Here is a 17,424-nt window from a genome sequence, read left to right as displayed (position 1 = left end):
ATTCACCGCTCTCCGGACGGTCGCTTCTTGACGCGCCGTCTCATCGTCTTCCATCTCACCCCAGGCTGCCGCATGGCCAGCGCCGCCCGTGCACCGGGTTCGTCGCGCGCGAACGCGATCAGCAGCCCGATGGCGAACATGGTCGGCAGCAGGGCGGACCCTCCGTAGGAGAACAGCGGCAGGGGGACACCGGCGATCGGCAGCAGGCCGAGCACCGCACCGATGTTGACCACGGCCTGGGCCGTGATCCAGGTGGTCACACCTCCCGCGGCGTACCTCACGAAGGGGTCCTCCGTGCGTCCGGCCACGCGGATACCCGCATAGCCTAGAGCCGCGAACAGGGCGAGTACCGACAGCGTCCCCGCGAGACCGAGTTCCTCACCGGTGATGGCGAAGATGAAGTCTGTGTGAGGTTCGGGGAGTTCGCCCCATTTCTCCACACTCGCTCCGAGGCCGGCCCCGAACCATCCGCCGTTGGCCAGCGCGTAGATCCCGTGCACCGCCTGCCAGCACTGGTCGTTGGTGCCGGGGTCGGTGGCGCCGATGCAGGCGAGCCGGGACATGCGGTTCGCACTGGTCTTGATGAACAGTACGGCGAGGACGGCCGTGACACCGAACACCCCCGCGAACAGCCTGGTGGGGGCGCCGGCCACCCACAGCAGTCCCAGCAGCACCGTGGTGAGCACCACGGTGGTGCCCATGTCGCCGCCCAGCATGATCAGGCCGAGCAGCACGAAGGTCACCGGCACCAGCGGGACCAGCAGGTGTTTCCACTGGGTGAGCAGCTTCTTGGCCTGTTTACGGGCCAGCAGGTCGGCGCCCCAGAGCACCAGGGCCAGCTTGGCGAACTCGCTGGGCTGGAGCTGGAAGGGGCCGCCGAGGGAGATCCAGTTGGTGTTGCCGTTGATGGTCTCGCCGATGCCGGGCACCTGGACCAGGCAGAGCAGGAAGAGCGACCCCGCGAGCGCGGGGTAGGCGAAGGCCCGGAGCACCTTCACGGGCATCCGGGCGGCCGTCAGCAGCAGGACGGAGCCGATCGCGGCGGCCAGCAGCTGCTTGCGGAAGAAGAAGCTGGGCGGCAGGCCGTTCTGCAGGGCCTTGATCTGGGAGGCGGAGTAGACCATGACCAGGCCGAGCACGGTGATCAGCAGCGAGCCGCCGAGCACCAGGTAGTAGGCCGTCAGCGGCCGGTCCCAGGCGCGCTTGGCGCGCAGGTGCAGGGTCCTGAGCCCGCCCAGCACGGTGCCGCGCGGCGGGCGGCGGCCGGGGCCGCCCCCGCTCCGGGCGCCGGCCGGGCGGGGCGCCCGTACGGGCCGGGGGCGCGCGGCGGGCCCGCGCAGGGCCGTCCAGGCGTCCCGGGGGCCCCGGGGGGCGGTGTGGTCGGCGTGCATCCGGGTGTCCCTCCGCTCGAGTCCGGCGCCGCCCGCCCGCGCCGGGTCCGGGCGGCTACGCGTCCTTGTCGCGGCCCGCGGCGAGGGCGTGGACCGCCTCGGCGAAGGCCTCGCCGCGCTTGTTGTAGTTGACGAACATGTCCATCGAGGCGCACGCCGGGGCCATGAGCACGGTGTCCCCCGGTCCGGCGAGCCGGGCCGCTTCGCGGACCGCTTCGGCCATCGCACCAGTGTCGGTCCGGTCGAGGTCGACCACCGGCACATCCGGGGCGTGTCGCGCCAGCGCTTCACCGATCAGGGCGCGGTCGGCGCCCATCAGGACGACGCCGCGCAGCCGCTTCGCCGACCGGGTCACGAGGTCGTCGAAGGTCGCGCCCTTGGCGAGGCCGCCGGCGATCCAGACGATGGACTCGTAGGCCGCCAGGGACGCCTCCGCGGCGTGGGTGTTGGTGGCCTTGGAGTCGTCCACGTACGCGACGCCGTCGATGTCCGCGACGTGGGCGATCCGGTGGGCGTCCGGGCGGAAGGCGCGCAGGCCCTCCCGGACGGCCGCGGGCTGCACGCCGAAGGCGCGGGCCAGGGCGGCGGCCGCGAGGGCGTTGGCGATGTTGTGCGGGGCGGCCGGCTTGATGTCGGCGACCTCGGCGAGCTCCTGGGCGTTCTTCTGCCGGTCGGGCACGAAGGCCCGGTCGACGAGGAGGCCGTCGACCACGCCGAGCTCGGAGACGGCGGGGGCGCCGAGGGTGAAGCCGATGGCGCGGCAGCCCTCCTCGACGTCGGCCTCGCGGACCAGGTGCTCGGTGCGGGGGTCCGCCACGTTGTAGACGCAGGCGACCTGGTTGCCCTCGAAGACGCGGCCCTTGTCGGCGGCGTACGCCGGCATGGAGCCGTGCCAGTCGAGGTGGTCGGGGGCGAGGTTGAGCACGGCCCCGGAGTGGGCGCGGACGGACGGCGCCCAGTGCAGCTGGTAGCTGGAGAGCTCGACGGCCAGGACGTCGTAGGGCTCCGCGCCCGGGGCGTCCTGGGAGAGGACGACGTCGATGATCGGCGTGCCGATGTTGCCGACGGCGGCGGTGTGCAGCCCGGCGGCCGTGAGGATCGAGGCCAGCATCTGCACGGTGGTGGTCTTGCCGTTGGTGCCGGTGACCGCGAGCCAGGGGGCGGCGTTCTCGCCGCGCAGCCGCCAGGCGATCTCGACGTCGCCGACGACGTCCACACCGGCCTCGGCGGCGGCCGCGAAGAGCGGGCTGTCGGGGCGCCAGCCGGGCGAGGTGACGACCAGCTCGGTGCCCTCGGGCAGGGTCGTGGCGTCGCCGAGGCGGACGGTGACGCCCTCGGCGCCGAGCGCGGCGGCGCGCTCGCGCAGCGCCTCTCCGTCGCCGCCGTCGACCACGGTCACCCGGGCCCCGAGGCCGGCCAGGGCGCGGGCGGCGCTGACGCCGCTCACCCCGAGGCCGGCCACGGTGATGTGCTTGCCGCTCCAGGCGGCGGGGTCGGAGAGACCGGAGAGACCGGAGAGACCGGAAAGAGGGGTCACTTGATGGCCAGCCATCCCGCGTAGAAGATTCCGAGTCCGACGGCGACGCACAGGCCCTGGATGATCCAGAAGCGGACCACCACAAGGACCTCGCTCCACCCCTTGAGTTCGAAGTGGTGCTGGAGCGGTGCCATCCGGAAGACGCGCTTCCCGGTGAGGCGGAAGGAGCCGACCTGGATCACGACGGACATGGTGATCAGGACGAACAGGCCGCCGAGGAGGGCGAGCAGCAGCTCCGTGCGGGAGCAGATCGCGAGGCCGGCGAGGGCGCCGCCGAGGGCGAGCGAGCCGGTGTCACCCATGAAGATCTTGGCGGGCGAGGTGTTCCACCACAGGAAGCCGAAGCAGGAGCCCATCAGTGCCGAGGCGACGACCGCGAGGTCGAGCGGGTCGCGGACCTCGTAGCAGGCGGCGCCGGCGGTCAGCGGGTTGCCGCAGGACTGGCCGTGCTGCCAGGTGCCGATGAAGACATAGGCGCCGAAGACCATCACGGAGGCGCCGGTGGCGAGGCCGTCGAGGCCGTCGGTGAGGTTCACGCCGTTCGACATCGCGAGGATCATGAACAGCGCCCAGATCACGAAGATCACGGGGCCGACGGACCAGCCGAAGTCCTGGGTGAAGGACAGCTTGGTGGAGGCCGGGGTCTGGCCCCGGGTGTCCGCGAACTGCAGTGCCAGCACGGCGAAGGCGATGCCGACGATCAGCTGGCCGGCCATCTTCGCCTTGGCGCGCAGGCCCAGGCTCCGCTGCTTGACGATCTTGATGTAGTCGTCGAGGAAGCCGACCAGGCCCATGCCCGCGGTCAGGAACAGCACCAGCAGACCGGAGAAGGTCGGCTCGTGGCTGGTGATGACCTTGGTCAGTGCGTAGGCGATGAGCGTGGCGAGGATGAAGGCGATGCCACCCATGGTGGGCGTGCCCTTCTTCCCCGCGTGGCCGCGCGGGCCGTCGTCACGGATGAACTGGCCGTAGCCCTTGCGTGCCAGGAACTTGATCAGCAGCGGGGTGCCGACGAGGGTCAGGACCAGACCGATGACACCCGCGAAGAGGATCTGGTTCATCAGCCCCGGACCTCGCCCTCGCGCTCGAGCAGCTGCTGCGCGACCCGCTCCAGGCCGACCGACCTGGACGCCTTCACCAGCACGACGTCACCCGGGCGCAGCTCGCTGCGCAACAGGTCGACCGCCGCCTGCGTGTCGGACACGTGCACCGACTCCTCACCCCACGAACCCTCGTTATAGGCGCCCATCCGCAGCCAGGCCGCTTCCCTGCCCCCGACTGCCACGAGCTTGCTGACGTTGAGCCGGACGGCGAGCCGTCCGACCGCGTCGTGCTCGGCGAGTGCCTCCTCGCCGAGCTCGGCCATCGGACCGAGCACGGCCCACGTACGGCCCCCCCGCGCCGAGGCGGCTTCGCCCATGGCGGCCAGCGCGCGCAGCGCGGCTCGCATGGATTCGGGGTTCGCGTTGTAGGCGTCGTTGACGATCGTCACGCCGTCCGCACGCTCGGTGACCTCCATCCGCCAGCGGGAGAGCTGGCCCGCATCGGAGAGCGCGGAGGCGATCTCGTGCGCGGGCATGCCCAGCTCATGGGCGACGGCGGCGGCGGCGAGCGCGTTCGACACGTGGTGCTCACCGTACAGCCGCATGGTCACGTCCCCGCACCCGGTGGGTGTGTGAAGCGTGAAGGAGGGCTGTCCGGTCGCGGTGAGGCGGACCTTCTCGGCGCGCACGCCGGCGTCGGCGGACTCGCCGAAGAGGACGACGCGGGCCTTCGTACGCGTGCTCATGGCGCGGACGAGGGGGTCGTCGGCGTTGAGGACGGCGATGCCGCCGTCCTCGGCGGCGGGCAGGGCCTCGACCAGCTCGCCCTTGGCGACGGCGATCTGCTCCCGGCCGCCGAACTCGCCGACGTGGGCGGTGCCGACGTTGAGGACGACGCCGACGCGCGGCGGGGTGATCTCGGTGAGGTAGCGGATGTGGCCGATTCCGCGCGCTCCCATTTCCAGCACCAGGGTGTCGGTGCCGGCGTCGGCGGAGAGGGCGGTGAGCGGCAGGCCGATCTCGTTGTTGAGCGAGCCGGGGGTCCACACCGTGGGGCCGAGGCGCCGCAGCAGCTGGGCCATCAGGTCCTTGGTGCTGGTCTTCCCGGCCGAGCCGGTGAGCGCGACCACGGTGGTGCCGAGCTTCTCCACGACGGCGCGGGCGAGGGCGCCGAGGGCCACGACGACATCGTCGACGACGATCGCGGGGACGCCCACGGGGCGGGTGGCCAGCACGGCCGCCGCGCCGGCGGCGACGGCGCGCTCGGCGTAGTCGTGGCCGTCGACGTGGTCCCCGGGCAGCGCGGCGAAGAGGCTGCCGGGCCGTACCTCACGGGAGTCGATGACGACCGGGCCGCCGGCCGTACGGCCCGGGTCCGGTATGTCGTGCTGCTGCCCGCCGACGATCGCGGCGATCTCTGCGAGGGACAGAGCGATCACTGAGATTTACCTCCGGCCGTTCGGGAGAGCTTCCGGGGGGAGGGTTGTGCGCGCATGGCGATCTGTCATCCCTGGTCGTTCCGGTGCTTGGTCGACGGGCCCGGCCGCGCGGCCTCGATGGCCCCGCGCAGCACCTGGCGGTCGTCGAAGGGGCGTACGACTCCGGCGATGTCCTGGCCCTGTTCATGGCCCTTGCCGAGGACGAGGACGGCGTCGCCGGGCTCGGCGCGGGCCACCGCGGCGGCGATGGCGTCGGCCCGCTCCTCCGCGAGGAGGACGGTGCCGCGCTCGTGGGCCGGCACCTCGGCGGCGCCCGCGAGCATGGTGGCGAGGATCGCGAGGGGGTCCTCGGAGCGGGGGTTGTCGGAGGTCAGCACGGCGGTGTCGGCGAGCCGGGCCAGGGCGGCGCCCATGGGGGCGCGCTTGGTCCGGTCGCGGTCGCCGCCGCAGCCGAGCACCGCGTGGATGCGGCCTTCGGTGACCTTGCGCAGGGCGCGGAGAACCGATTCGACGGCGTCGGTCTTGTGGGCGTAGTCGACGACGGCCAGGTAGGGCTGGCCCGCGTCGACGCGCTCCAGCCGGCCGGGCACGCCGGGGACGGCGGCGACGCCGTCGGCGGCGGTCTGCGGGTCGGCGCCGGCGGCGACGAGCGCGGTGACGGCGGCCAGGGCGTTGGCGACGTTGAACGGGCCGGCCAGCGGGGACCGGGCGCGGACGCGCTCGCCGTTCGGGCCGAGGACGGTGAAGACCGAGTCGAAGGGGCCGGTCTCGACGTCGGCGGCGCGCCAGTCGGCGTCGGGGTGGCCCTCGGCGGAGAAGGTGACGACCGGGACCTCGGAGGCGCCCTCGGCGAGCCGGCGGCCGTACTCGTCGTCGAGGTTGACGACGCCGACGCGGCTGCGGGCCTTGGTGAAGAGCTCCGCCTTGGCCTGGAAGTAGTCCTCCATGCCCGTGTGGAACTCCATGTGCTCCGGGCTGAGGTTGTTGAAGACCGCGACGTCGAAGACGCAGCCGTCGACACGGCCGAGCACCAGGGCGTGGCTGGAGACCTCCATGGCGACCGCGCGGACGCCGCGCTCGCGCATGACGGCGAAGAGCGCCTGGAGGTCGGTGGCCTCGGGGGTGGTGCGCTCGGACTTGATCCGCTCGTCGCCGATCCGGGACTCGACGGTGCCGATGAGGCCGGTGAGGCCGCCCATGGCCTTGAGGCCGCCCTCGATGAGGTACGCGGTGGTGGTCTTGCCCGAGGTCCCGGTGATGCCGATCTGGAGCAGGTCGCGGCCCGGCTGTCCGTAGATCGTCGCCGCGAGCTCGCCCATCCGGCCGCGCGGGTCGGCGACGGTGAGGACGGGCAGGCCGGTGGCGGCGGCGCGGTCGCGGCCCGCCGGGTCGGTCAGCACGGCGACGGCGCCGAGGCCGGCGGCCTGGGTGGCGAAGTCGGCGCCGTGGAAGCGGGCGCCGGGCAGGGCGGCGTAGACGTCGCCCGGTCGCACGGCCCGTGAGTCGTGGGTGATCCCGGTGACGTCGGCGTCACCCGGGGCGGCGATGCCCAGCTGACCGGCCAGCTCCGCGAGGGGCACGGGGCGGGCATGGGTGGGGCGGGGCGCTCCCGGGTGTACGGCGGGGGCGTCCTGGGTGGTGGGTGACTGATCAGCGTGTGGCACGGCGGTGAGCGTACCGGGCGGACCCGCCCCGTCGCGAAGCGAGGGGCGGTCCGGGCCGCGGTTCCCGGGATCGGGAGTGATGGTCGTCACGGCCGTCACCGGCTCACTCGTCGTCGTAGCCGACCGGCAGCCGCGGGGGCTGGGTGCCGGACGGCGGTACCTGGAGGGTCTTCAGGGAGAACTCCATCACCTGCTTGTAGACGGGGCCGCAGATCTGGCCGCCGAAGTAACTCCCCTTGGTGGGGTTCTGGATGGCGCAGTAGACGGTGATCCGCGGCTGGTCGGCGGGGGCGAAGCCGGCGAAGGAGGCGGTGTAGCCGTGGTAGCGGCCGGTGACCGGGTCCACCCGGTTGGAGGTGCCGGTCTTGCCGGCGACGCGGTAGCCGGGGATCTTCGCCTTGGTGCCGGTGCCCTCGCGGTCGTCGACCACGGACTCCAGCATGTCGCGGAGGCTCTTGGCGGTCTTCTCGCTCACCACCCGGGTGCGGGGCGGGGTGGGCGCGGGGGTGAAGCGGCCGTCGGGGCCCTTGGTGCCGCGGACGAGGGTGGGCCGGACCCGCTCGCCGCCGCCCGCGATCGTGGAGTAGACGGACGCGGCCTGGACGGCGTTGAGGGACAGGCCCTGGCCGAAGGGGATGGTGTACTGCTGGGAGGCGCTCCACTTGCCCGGCTCGGCGAGGATGCCGGGGGTCTCGCCGGGGAAGCCGAGTCCGGTGGGCTCGCCGATGCCGAACTTCCGCAGGTAGGAGTGGAGGACCCGGTTGGCCTGGGGCTGGTCCTTGCCGAGCTGTTCGGCGGCCAGGATGGTGCCGATGTTGCTGGACTTGGCGAGCACGCCGTTGAGCGTGAGGTGCCAGGTGGCGTGGTCGATGTCGTCGGCGAAGGCCCGGTCCGCGCGCGGCAGCCGGTTGGGCACCTCGACCCGGGTCTGCGGGGTGGCGGCGCCCTCCTCCAGGACGGCGGCCATGGTCATGACCTTGCTGACGCTGCCCGGTTCGTAGGCGTCCTGGAGGGCGGCGTTGCCCAGCGAGCCGCTGTCGGCGTGGGCGAGGTCGTTGGGGTCGTAGCCGGGGGCGTTGGCCATGGCGAGGATCTCGCCGGAGCGGGTGTCCTGGACGACGACGTAGCCGCGGTCGGCCCCGGACTCCTCCACCTGGCGGGTGATGGCGCTCTGGGCCGCCCACTGGATGTCCCGGTCGATGGTCAGCTCGACCTGGGAGCCGGGCACGGCGGGCTGTTCCTTGACGTCGCCGGTGGGCACCTGGCGGCCGCCGGACTGGGCGTAGACGAGCTTGCCGTCCCGGCCGGCCAGCGTCTTGTCCAGCTGGGCCTCGATGCCGCCGCCGCCGCGGCCCTCGGCGTTCACAAAGCCCAGTATCCCGGAGGCGAGGCCGCCGTTGGGGTAGACGCGCTTGCTGTGCGGCTCGCGGTTGATGCCGGCGAGGACGTCGGCGCCGCCCTTCTTCTTCGCGGCCGCGGCGGCCGAGCGCTTCTTGAGCTCCTTGACGCGGGTCCAGGTCTTGGGGGTCTGCTGGCGGGCGAGCACCACGTACTTCGACCTGGGGTTGGCCGTGAGCCTGCGCTCCAGGACGTCCGCGTCCTGGTCCAGGACGGGGGCGAGCAGCTCGGCGGCCTTGCGGGCCGCGCCGTCGGTCTTGATCCGGTCGGGGGTGAGCAGGTCGGGCGCGGCGGTGATGTCGTAGGCGTCGACGGTGGTGGCGAGGGCCACGCCGGTGCGGTCGGTGATGGTGCCGCGCTCGGCGGCCAGGGTCACCGGGATGTAGCGGTTGACGTTGGCGCGGGCCGCGTACGCGCTGGCGTCGAACGCCTGCACCTGGAGCAGGCGCACGGTGAAGGCCAGCAGGACGAGCGCGAGGCCGAGGCCGACCATGCGCAGCCGGGGCCGGGGGCTGCCGAGGCGGAGCGGCAGGGAGCCGGGGCGGGCGGCGGGGCGGGCCGGCGACCGGGCGGGGGGCCGTGCGGCGCGCGCGGGGCCGGGCACGCCGCGGCGGGGTCCGGGCTGCCTGGGGGGCCGGCCTCCGGGGGTCTGCGGCACAGCGTCACCTGCCGGTGATCGGGGTGGTCGGGTGGTCCGGCTCGCCCGGCACGGTCGGGGCGGCGGTGCCGGTCGCTGCCCATGGTGCCGGTGGTGCGGCCGGTGCGGCGGGCACCGACACGGCCGGAGCGGGCACGGACTGCGGGGCGGGGGGCGCGGCCGGGGCGGCGGGGGCCGGTCCGCCCGGGGGGACCGGGGCGGCCTGCGGGCCCGCGGGCGCGGTGTTCCCCGCGTCCGCGGCGGGGGCCTGGGCGGGGGCGGGTCCCGCCGGCGGGGCCAGGGGCGCGGTCCAGCCCGTGGTGTCCATGGCGCCGGCCGGGGAGGGCGCGCCGCGGACGGTGCCGTCGGGGCCGAGGAAGGCGGGGTTGCCGCCGGGGACCAGGCCCAGTTCGCGGGCGCGGCGCTCCAGGGCGTCGGGGGCGGCCAGCCGGTCGACCTCCTGCTGGAGGGCCTGCTGCTCGTCGGTGAGCTCGTTGGTCTCGCGCTGGAGCCGGGTGAGGTCGAAGGAGCCCTGGTTGAGCGAGGAGTTGAGGAGCAGCAGCGAGATCAGCCCGGAGCCGAGCAGCACCACCACCAGCAGGACGAACGGGGTGCGTTTCGCCCCGGCCGGGCCCACGACGCGCAGCCGGCCGAGCCGGGCGCCGCGGCCGCGGGCGGCCGGGGTCATGGGGCTTCCTCCCGGATGCGTTCGGCGCCGCGCAGCCGGGCGGGGGCGGCCCGCCGGTTCTCGGCGACCTCCTCCTCGGTGGGCAGCTCGGCGCCCCGGGTGAGCAGCTTCAGCCTGGGCTGGTAGCGCTCGGGCACGACGGGCAGTCCGGGGGGCGCGGTGGTGGCGGCGCCGGCGGCGAAGACCTGCTTGACGATGCGGTCCTCCAGCGACTGGTAGGAGAGCACGGCGATCCGGCCGCCGACGGCGAGGGCGGCGACGGCTGCCGGGATGGCGGCCTCGACGCTGGCCAGTTCGGCGTTGACCTCGATGCGCAGGGCCTGGAAGGTGCGCTTGGCGGGGTTGCCGCCGTGGCGCTTGGCGGCCTGCGGGAGGGCGTCGCGGATGAGCTCGACGAGCCGGGCGCTGTTGGTGAAGGGCTCCTTGACCCGCTCCTTGACGACGGCCTCGACGATCCGCTTCGCCTGCTTCTCCTCGCCGTAGCTGCGCAGGATGCGCACCAGGTCGCCGGGTGCGTAGGTGTTGAGGACGTCGGCCGCGCTGATGCCGGCGGTCTGGTCCATCCGCATGTCCAGGGGGGCGTCCTGGGCGTAGGCGAAGCCGCGGTCGGCCTCGTCCAGCTGCATGGAGGAGACGCCGAGGTCGAAGAGGACGCCCTGGACGCGGGGGATGCCGAGCCGGGCCAGGACGTCGGGCAGCTCGTGGTAGACGGCGCGGACCAGGGTGGCGCGGTCGCCGAAGGGGGCCAGCCGCTCGCCGGCCAGCGCGAGGGCGGTGGGGTCGCGGTCGAGGGCGACGAGCCGGGCCTCCGGGAACCGGGTGAGCAGCGCCTCGCTGTGGCCTCCCGCGCCCAGGGTGCAGTCGACGACGACGGCGCCGGGCTCGGTGAGAGCGGGAGCGAGCATGTCCAGGCAGCGCTGGAGCATGACGGGGACGTGTCGCGCGTTGCTGCTCATGCGCCCTTCTGAGATTCGGCCCGGTTCGGCGTGTGCACGGCGAATCCGGAGGGGGCGCGGGGCGCACGTACCGCCGGGTCCCCACCCGCCCCGAGGGGGAAGCGGCCGGTCTGGCACCGGGGAAGTGACGCCAGGCGACCGGGGAGCGGGAGGAGGCCGAGAGGTACGTCCGCGTCGCGCACGTGTGGGTTTTTCGGATCCAAGGGGAGCGTGAGGCCTCCCACTTCGCGCCACTTTAGTCCACTCGTCCCCTCGGTCAACCAACCGGAGAGCGCGTCCCGGCGTGGGCGCGGGGCGTGTGCGGAGTGCTCCGGGCGGACTCCCGGGGGAAGCTTCCGGCGGCCGGGGGCGATCTTGGGTGACGCGGTCCGGCGCGCCCCTCACCCGTACGGCCGCAGGGCCCGCGAGGCTGTGGCTTACCTCACAGGAGGGCACGTCAGAGGTATTTTGTCGGTGCCGGAACAAGCCCGGGGGCCGTTCGCCGACTACCTTCGTTCATATGTCGATATCCGCGTCCCAGCCGGCGCCTCAGAGCTCCGAAAGCGACCGCGCCCCGTCCCAGGGCACGGTCACCGACCGTCTCGTCCAGGCCAACGCCAAGTACGCCGCCGCGTTCACCGACCCCGGTATGGACGCCCGCCCCGTTCTCAAGGTCGCCGTGGTGGCCTGTATGGACGCCCGTCTCGACCTGCACGCCGCGCTCGGCCTCGAGCTCGGCGACTGCCACACCATCCGCAACGCCGGCGGTGTGGTCACCGACGACATCATCCGCTCGCTGACCATCAGCCAGCGGGCGCTCGGCACCCGCTCCGTGGTGCTGATCCACCACACCGGCTGCGGCCTGCTCAGCCTGACCGAGGACTTCCGGCACGAGATCGAGGCCGAGGTCGGGCAGCGCCCGGCGTGGGCGGTGGAGGCCTTCAAGGACCTGGACAAGGACGTCCGGCAGTCCATGCAGCGCGTCCGGACCTCGCCGTTCCTGCCGCACACCGACGACGTGCGCGGATTCGTCTTCGACGTCACCACGGGTCTGCTGCGCGAGATCGACCCCCGGGACTGATTGTCCACAGGCGGTGACGCGACACCGCGCAGGCGGCCAGAATGCCTGGAGTGGGCGCGGTGGCCGCTTTTCCGCGGTGGCGCGGTGTCCGTATTCCGGGGTGGGCCGGGTCCGTGCGTCGGACCCGGCCCGCGAGAAGGGCCGAGGAGGGCCGGGTGACGACCTATGACGAGCGAGCGAGCCTCAGCGATGTGACCACCACCGCCGAGCGGGTCCGCAGGGCGGTGGAGGGTGTGATCGAGGGCAAGCCGGAGGTCGTACGGCTCTCGCTGACGGTCCTGCTCGCCGAGGGGCACCTGCTGATCGAGGACGTCCCCGGGGTGGGCAAGACGATGCTCGCCAAGGCGCTGGCCCGGTCCATCGACTGCTCGGTGCGGCGCATCCAGTTCACCCCGGACCTGCTCCCCTCCGACATCACGGGCGTGAGCGTCTTCGACCAGCAGCGGCGGGACTTCGAGTTCAAGCCCGGCGCGATCTTCGCCCAGATCGTGATCGGCGACGAGATCAACCGCGCCTCGCCCAAGACCCAGTCGGCGCTGCTGGAGTCGATGGAGGAGCGGCAGGTCACCGTCGACGGCCACACCTACGAGCTGCCCAGCCCGTTCATGGTGGTGGCCACCCAGAACCCGGTCGAGATGGAGGGCACCTACCCGCTGCCCGAGGCGCAGCGCGACCGCTTCATGGCCCGGGTCTCGATGGGCTATCCGAGCCCCGAGGCCGAGATGCGGATGCTCGACGCCCACGGCGTCGTCGCCCCGCTGGACGACCTCCAGCCGGTGGCCCACGCCCACGACGTCCTCAAGCTGGTCGACGCGGTCCGCACGGTGCACGTCGCCGACTCCGTCCGCCGCTACGCGGTGGACCTGGTCGCCGCGACCCGCCACCACCCCGAGCTGAGACTCGGCGCGTCGCCGCGCGCGACGCTCCACCTGGTGCGGGCCGCGAAGGCCGCGGCCGCCCTGGCCGGCCGGGAGTACGCCCTGCCCGACGACGTCCAGGCGCTGGCCGTCGCGGTGCTCGCGCACCGGCTGCTGCCCACGGCCCAGGCCCAGCTCGGCCGCCGCACGGCCGAGCAGATCGTCCTGGAGCTCCTCCAGCGCATCCCCGTGCCCGATCCGGCCGCGCAGCACCGCTGGGCGGCGGACGGCCGGCGGCCCCCGGGCGCCCGGGGTCTGTGATGGACCGGGGGGAGAGCGCCCCGGCGGCCACCGCGCCCGGCGGCGCGGGGCGGGAGCCGGGCTCCGGATACTTCCAGGGCCTGTGGACGGCGCTCGGCGGGCTGACCACCCGCGGCCGCTCGTTCCTCGCCGCCGGCGTCGCGGCGGCCGGCTGCGCGTACGTCCTGGGCCAGTCCGACCTGCTGCGGGTGGGGCTGCTGCTGGCCGTGCTGCCGCTGGTGTGCGTCCTGGTGCTGCACGGCACCCGCCACCGGGTCACGGGCAGCCGGCGGCTGACGCCCGCCCGGGTGACCACGGCCGCCGAGGCCCGGGTCCACCTCCGGATCGACAACGTCTCCCGGCTGCCCACGGGCCTGCTGATGCTCCAGGACCGGGTGCCGTACGTCCTGGGCCCCCGCCCCCGCTTCGTGCTGGACCGGGTGGAGGCCGGCGGCCGCCGCGAGGTGGCCTACCGGGTCCGCTCCGAGCTGCGCGGGCGCTATCCGCTCGGCCCGCTCCAGCTGCGGCTGACGGACCCCTTCGGCATGTGCGAGCTCACCCGCGGCTTCAGCGCGTACGACACCCTCACGGTCGTCCCGCGCGTCGAGCCGCTGCCCCCGGTGCGCCTCGGCGGCGAGGCCTCCGGGCACGGCGACGGCCGCCTCCGGTCGCTCGCCCTGACCGGCGAGGACGACGTCATCCCGCGCGGCTACCGCCACGGCGACGACCTGCGCCGGGTGCACTGGCGCTCCACCGCGCGCCACGGCGAGCTGATGGTGCGCCGCGAGGAGCAGCCGCAGCGGGCCCACTGCACGGTGCTGCTGGACACCCGGGGCGTCGCCTACGAGGGCGTGGGGCCGGACGCCCCCTTCGAGTGGGCGGTGTCCGGGGCGGCCTCGGTCGCCGTCCACCTGCTGGAGCGGGGCATCGCGGTGCGGCTGCTGACGGACACGGGCGCCGCGCTGCCCGGCCCGGACGGCGGGGGCGGCTCCGCCCACGACACCTCGGACGCGGCGGGTCCGATGCTGGACACCCTGGCGGTGGTCGACCACTCCGAGGGCGACAGCCTGTCGCCCGCGTACGACGCGCTGCTCCGCGGCGGTGAGGGGCTGCTGGTGGCGTTCCTGGGCGGGCTGGACGATCAGGAGACGGCGGTGGTCGCGCGGATGCGCGGGCGCAGCCGCGCGGCGGTGGCCTTCGTGCTGGATCCGGCGGCCTGGGCGGCGGACGCCCGCGCCCACGACCCCCGGGCCCGGCGGGCCGCCGAGGAGCGGCTGCGGGTGCTGCGCGAGGCGGGCTGGGCGGCGCTGCCGGTCGCCCCGGGCGCCTCGATGCCCGAGCTGTGGCGGCTCGCGGGCGCCCCGGCGGGCACGGCGGGGCAGCGGGGAGGCGTCGCGTGAGCGGGCGGATGCGGCTGGCGGTGTGCGCCGCGCTGGCCACCCTGGCGGCGGCCTGCGCGCTGCTGCCGCTCGTCGAGAGGACGGGCTGGCTCCTCCAGGCCGCGCTCCTGCTGGCCGTGCAGACGGCGGTGGGGGTGCTCGGCCGGCGGGTGCCGCTGGCCCGGCCCCTGACGGTGGCCGCGCAGGCCCTGGCGGGGCTGCTGCTGCTCACCGTGGTCTTCGCCGGTTCCCATGCGGTCGGCGGGCTGCTGCCCGGCCCGGACGCCTTCCGCGAGTTCGGCCAGCTGGTCCAGGAGGGCGCCGAGGACGTCGGCCGGTACGCCATCCCCGCCCCGGCGACGACGGGCATCAAGCTGCTGCTGGTCGGCGGCGTGCTGGTGGTCGGCCTGGTCGTGGACGCCCTGGCGGTCACGTACGGCGTCGCCGCGCCCGCGGGCCTGCCCCTGCTGGCGCTCTACTCCGTGGCGGCCGGGCTGGCCAAGGACGGCACGGACTGGCTGTGGTTCCTGGTGGCGGCGGCCGGGTATCTGGTGCTGCTCCTGGCCGAGGGCCGGGACCGGCTCGCCCGGTGGGGCCGGGTGTTCGGCGGTGGACCGGGCGGCTCCGGCTTCGCGCCGGCGGGCTCCGCGCCCGCCCCGGTGCGCACGGGCCGGCGCATCGGCGCGCTCGTGCTGGGCATCGCGCTGGTGGTGCCGGCCGTGCTGCCGGCGATGGACAGCGGCCTGCTGGAGTCCCCCGGCCGGAGCGGCGGGGCGGGCGGCGGCGCCGACGGGGTCACCTCGGTCAAGCCGCTCGTCGCGCTCCAGGACAGCCTGCGCCAGCCGGCGAACCGCGAGGTGATGCGCTACCGCACCTCCACGGCGAACACCCGCGACCTCTATCTCCGCATCGTCGCCCTCGACCAGTTCGACGGTTCCTCATGGCGGTCCTCCGAGCGGCCTCTGACGGAGCTGCCGGCCGAGCTGCCCACCCCGGCGGGCCTCGCCCCCGACGTCCGGGCGGATCTGGTCAACACCTCCGTCGCCGCCTCCGGTTCGTACGCGCAGAACTACCTCCCGCTCCCCTATCCCGCCGAGCGGGTGCGGGCCGACGGCCGGTGGCGGTACGAACCGGAGGGCCGCACCCTGGTCGGCGACCGCGGGCAGACCACCCGGGGCCTGCGCTATCAGGTGTCGAGCCTGCTGGTGGAGCCCACGGCCGAGCAGCTCGCCGAGGCGCCCGCGCCGCCCACCCAGGTGCTGCGCGAGTACACCAAGGTGCCCGGGTCGCTGCCGCCGGTGGTGGCCCGCACGGCCCGCGAGGTGACGGCCGGCTCGGCCAGCGCCTATCAGCAGGCGGTACGGCTCCAGGACTGGTTCGCGGTCGACGGCGGCTTCCGGTACGACACGGAGGTCGACTCGGGCAGTGACGGCCAGGCGGTAGCGAAGTTCCTGAAGGACAAGCGGGGCTTCTGCGTCCATTTCTCCTTCTCGATGGCCGCCATGGCGCGGACGCTGGGCATCCCCGCCCGGGTGGCGGTCGGCTTCATGCCGGGCACCCCGCAGGCGGACGGCTCGGTGTCCGTCGGCTCCAAGGACGCGCACGCCTGGCCCGAGCTGTATTTCGAGGGCGCGGGCTGGACCCGCTTCGAGCCGACGCCCAGCCGGGGCTCGGCGCCCGAGTACACCGTCTCCCAGCAGCCGTCCGCCGTCGACCCCGGCGCGCCGAGCCCGGTGCCGGACCGCTCCGCGGCGCCCGCCGCGCCCCCGTCGGCGGACGACCGCTGCACGGCCCAGATGAAGAAGCAGGGCGGCTGCGCCGCGCCGGCGGAGCGGGCGGACGGCGGAGGCGCGTCCGACGGCGGGCTCTCCCCGGGCGCGGTGGCGGGCATCGCGGTGGCCGCCCTGGCCGTGGTGGCGCTGCCCCTGCTGCCGCTGCTGTGGCGCGGCCGGGTCCGGGCCCGCAGGCTCGCGGCCACCGCGCCCCGGCGGCGCGGGCGGGCCGGCGGGGATCCGGGACCCGGGGAGACCCCGGCCGGGCAGGGCGGGCGGGACGCCGTGGTGGCGGAGCGCACCCTGGCGGCCTGGCGGGAGCTCACCGACTCCGCCTGGGACTACGGCATCCCGCCCGACGAGACCCGGTCGCCGCGGAGCGCGGCGGAGCGGATCGTCCGGCTCGGCGGGCTGGAGGGGGCCGCCGCCGAGTCCGCGGGCCGGGTCGCCACGGCGGTCGAGCAGGTGCTGTACGCGCCCCGGCCGCGGCCGGGCGGCGAGCTGGCGGGCGAGGTCGGACGCGTCCGGGCCGGGCTGCGGGCCCGGGCGGGGCGGCGGGCCCGGCTGCGGGCGGCGCTGGCGCCGCGCTCGGCGGTCCGGGTGCTGTGGGAGCTCTCCCGGCGCCGGGAGAGGGCGGCCGAGCGGCTGCGGACCGGCCGGCCCGCGGCCCTCCGGCGCCGGGCGCGGGCGGCTCTGCGGCCGGCCCGCCCGCGCGGCTGACAGGCCGTCAGGCCGCGCCGGAGGGGGCGAGCGGAGGAGCGGAAGCACGGAGGAGACGCGAACGGCGTGGGGCCGGGATGTCCCGGCCCCACGCCGGAAGGCATGGTCGAGAAAGAGGGCTCAGTGGCCTTGCTCGTCGCGTCGGCGCTGCCAGCGCTGCTCGATGCGGTCCATCACGGTGCGGCGCTGCCGGGCCGGGCCACGGCTCGGTCCCCCCATGGGGCCGGCGGCGCCTCGCCGGTCGCCGGGCTTCGGGGCCTTGCGCCAGCCGGTGACGGCCAGTGCCGCGCACCCCAGCATCACGAGGAAGCCCACCACGCTGATCCAGTACTGCCCCGGAATCATCACGCCGGTCATGAGGAGCGCGATGCCCACCAGAAATCCGGCGACCGCCTGGTAGACCCGTCGCCGGGTGTACGTGCGCAGGCCGCTGCCCTCGAGCGCTGTCGCGAACTTGGGATCTTCGGCGTACAGCGCTCGCTCCATCTGCTCGAGCATGCGCTGCTCGTGCTCCGAGAGCGGCACGGAGTCCTCCTACTCGTCGGTCGCGGGGGGCGACCGGGGTGCGACCCTTTCAAGGATA

Annotated in this window: 13 protein-coding genes; 4 read left to right on the top strand and 9 right to left on the bottom strand. The window is 74.7% G+C overall.

Annotated features, from left to right (window positions below; translation table 11 throughout):
- Window positions 1-2: 2 nt before the first annotated feature.
- The 8 genes from ftsW to rsmH all read right to left on the bottom strand — a co-directional run bounded on the left by ftsW (window position 3) and on the right by rsmH (window position 10,753).
- Window positions 3-1,391, bottom strand: a complete 1,389-nt coding sequence (ftsW, locus tag LUZ64_RS03665; RefSeq protein ID WP_232390012.1) for a putative lipid II flippase FtsW — start codon at window positions 1,389-1,391, stop codon at window positions 3-5.
- A gap of 55 nt (window positions 1,392-1,446) precedes the next feature.
- On the bottom strand, window positions 1,447-2,943 hold the full coding sequence (gene murD / locus LUZ64_RS03660; RefSeq protein ID WP_095584936.1) for a UDP-N-acetylmuramoyl-L-alanine--D-glutamate ligase: 1,497 nt from the start codon (window positions 2,941-2,943) through the stop codon (window positions 1,447-1,449).
- Window positions 2,925-3,989, bottom strand: a complete 1,065-nt coding sequence (gene mraY, locus LUZ64_RS03655) for a phospho-N-acetylmuramoyl-pentapeptide-transferase (protein WP_095584937.1) — start codon at window positions 3,987-3,989, stop codon at window positions 2,925-2,927. Before mraY ends, murD begins: the two co-directional genes overlap by 19 nt.
- Window positions 3,989-5,410, bottom strand: a complete 1,422-nt coding sequence (locus LUZ64_RS03650; protein WP_095584938.1) for a UDP-N-acetylmuramoyl-tripeptide--D-alanyl-D-alanine ligase — start codon at window positions 5,408-5,410, stop codon at window positions 3,989-3,991. Before LUZ64_RS03650 ends, mraY begins: the two co-directional genes overlap by 1 nt.
- A gap of 65 nt (window positions 5,411-5,475) precedes the next feature.
- Window positions 5,476-7,164 carry a UDP-N-acetylmuramoyl-L-alanyl-D-glutamate--2,6-diaminopimelate ligase gene (locus LUZ64_RS03645; RefSeq protein ID WP_095584939.1) on the bottom strand — a complete coding sequence of 563 codons (1,689 nt, stop codon included), beginning with the start codon at window positions 7,162-7,164 and terminating at the stop codon, window positions 5,476-5,478.
- A gap of 13 nt (window positions 7,165-7,177) precedes the next feature.
- Window positions 7,178-9,130, bottom strand: a complete 1,953-nt coding sequence (locus LUZ64_RS03640; protein ID WP_232390013.1) for a peptidoglycan D,D-transpeptidase FtsI family protein — start codon at window positions 9,128-9,130, stop codon at window positions 7,178-7,180.
- Between the two features lie 4 nt (window positions 9,131-9,134).
- On the bottom strand, window positions 9,135-9,797 hold the full coding sequence (ftsL, locus tag LUZ64_RS03635; protein ID WP_232390014.1) for a cell division protein FtsL: 663 nt from the start codon (window positions 9,795-9,797) through the stop codon (window positions 9,135-9,137).
- Window positions 9,794-10,753, bottom strand: coding sequence for a 16S rRNA (cytosine(1402)-N(4))-methyltransferase RsmH (gene rsmH, locus LUZ64_RS03630; RefSeq protein ID WP_095581450.1), 960 nt, complete (start codon window positions 10,751-10,753; stop codon window positions 9,794-9,796). The genes ftsL and rsmH overlap by 4 nt, the downstream gene beginning before the upstream one ends.
- Before the next feature lie 499 nt (window positions 10,754-11,252).
- Between rsmH and LUZ64_RS03625 the strand changes: the two genes are divergently transcribed.
- From LUZ64_RS03625 to LUZ64_RS03610, 4 genes are all read left to right on the top strand, one after another.
- Complete coding sequence (locus tag LUZ64_RS03625) at window positions 11,253-11,813, top strand: beta-class carbonic anhydrase (RefSeq protein ID WP_095581451.1); 561 nt, start codon at window positions 11,253-11,255, stop codon at window positions 11,811-11,813.
- A 155-nt stretch (window positions 11,814-11,968) separates the two neighbouring features.
- On the top strand, window positions 11,969-12,991 hold the full coding sequence (locus LUZ64_RS03620) for an AAA family ATPase (RefSeq protein ID WP_095581452.1): 1,023 nt from the start codon (window positions 11,969-11,971) through the stop codon (window positions 12,989-12,991).
- Window positions 12,991-14,370, top strand: coding sequence for a DUF58 domain-containing protein (locus LUZ64_RS03615; RefSeq protein ID WP_095581453.1), 1,380 nt, complete (start codon window positions 12,991-12,993; stop codon window positions 14,368-14,370). The genes LUZ64_RS03620 and LUZ64_RS03615 overlap by 1 nt, the downstream gene beginning before the upstream one ends.
- Entirely contained in the window at window positions 14,367-16,841 is a 2,475-nt protein-coding gene (locus LUZ64_RS03610; protein WP_232390015.1) for a transglutaminase TgpA family protein, read from the top strand. Before LUZ64_RS03615 ends, LUZ64_RS03610 begins: the two co-directional genes overlap by 4 nt.
- Window positions 16,842-16,961: 120 nt before the next feature.
- Here the strand turns inward: LUZ64_RS03610 and LUZ64_RS03605 are convergent, their stop codons facing one another.
- A complete protein-coding gene (locus tag LUZ64_RS03605; RefSeq protein ID WP_095579173.1) occupies window positions 16,962-17,366 on the bottom strand; it encodes an SCO2097 family morphological protein in 405 nt (134 codons plus the stop codon).
- Between the last annotated feature and the right edge of the window lie 58 nt (window positions 17,367-17,424).

The sequence above is a fragment of the Streptomyces albireticuli genome (genome assembly GCF_021228125.1).
Classification (GTDB): Bacteria; Actinomycetota; Actinomycetes; order Streptomycetales; family Streptomycetaceae; genus Streptomyces; species Streptomyces albireticuli.
Note: the sequence above shows the minus strand (reverse complement) of the source record. Positions and strands in the feature narration are given on the sequence as shown.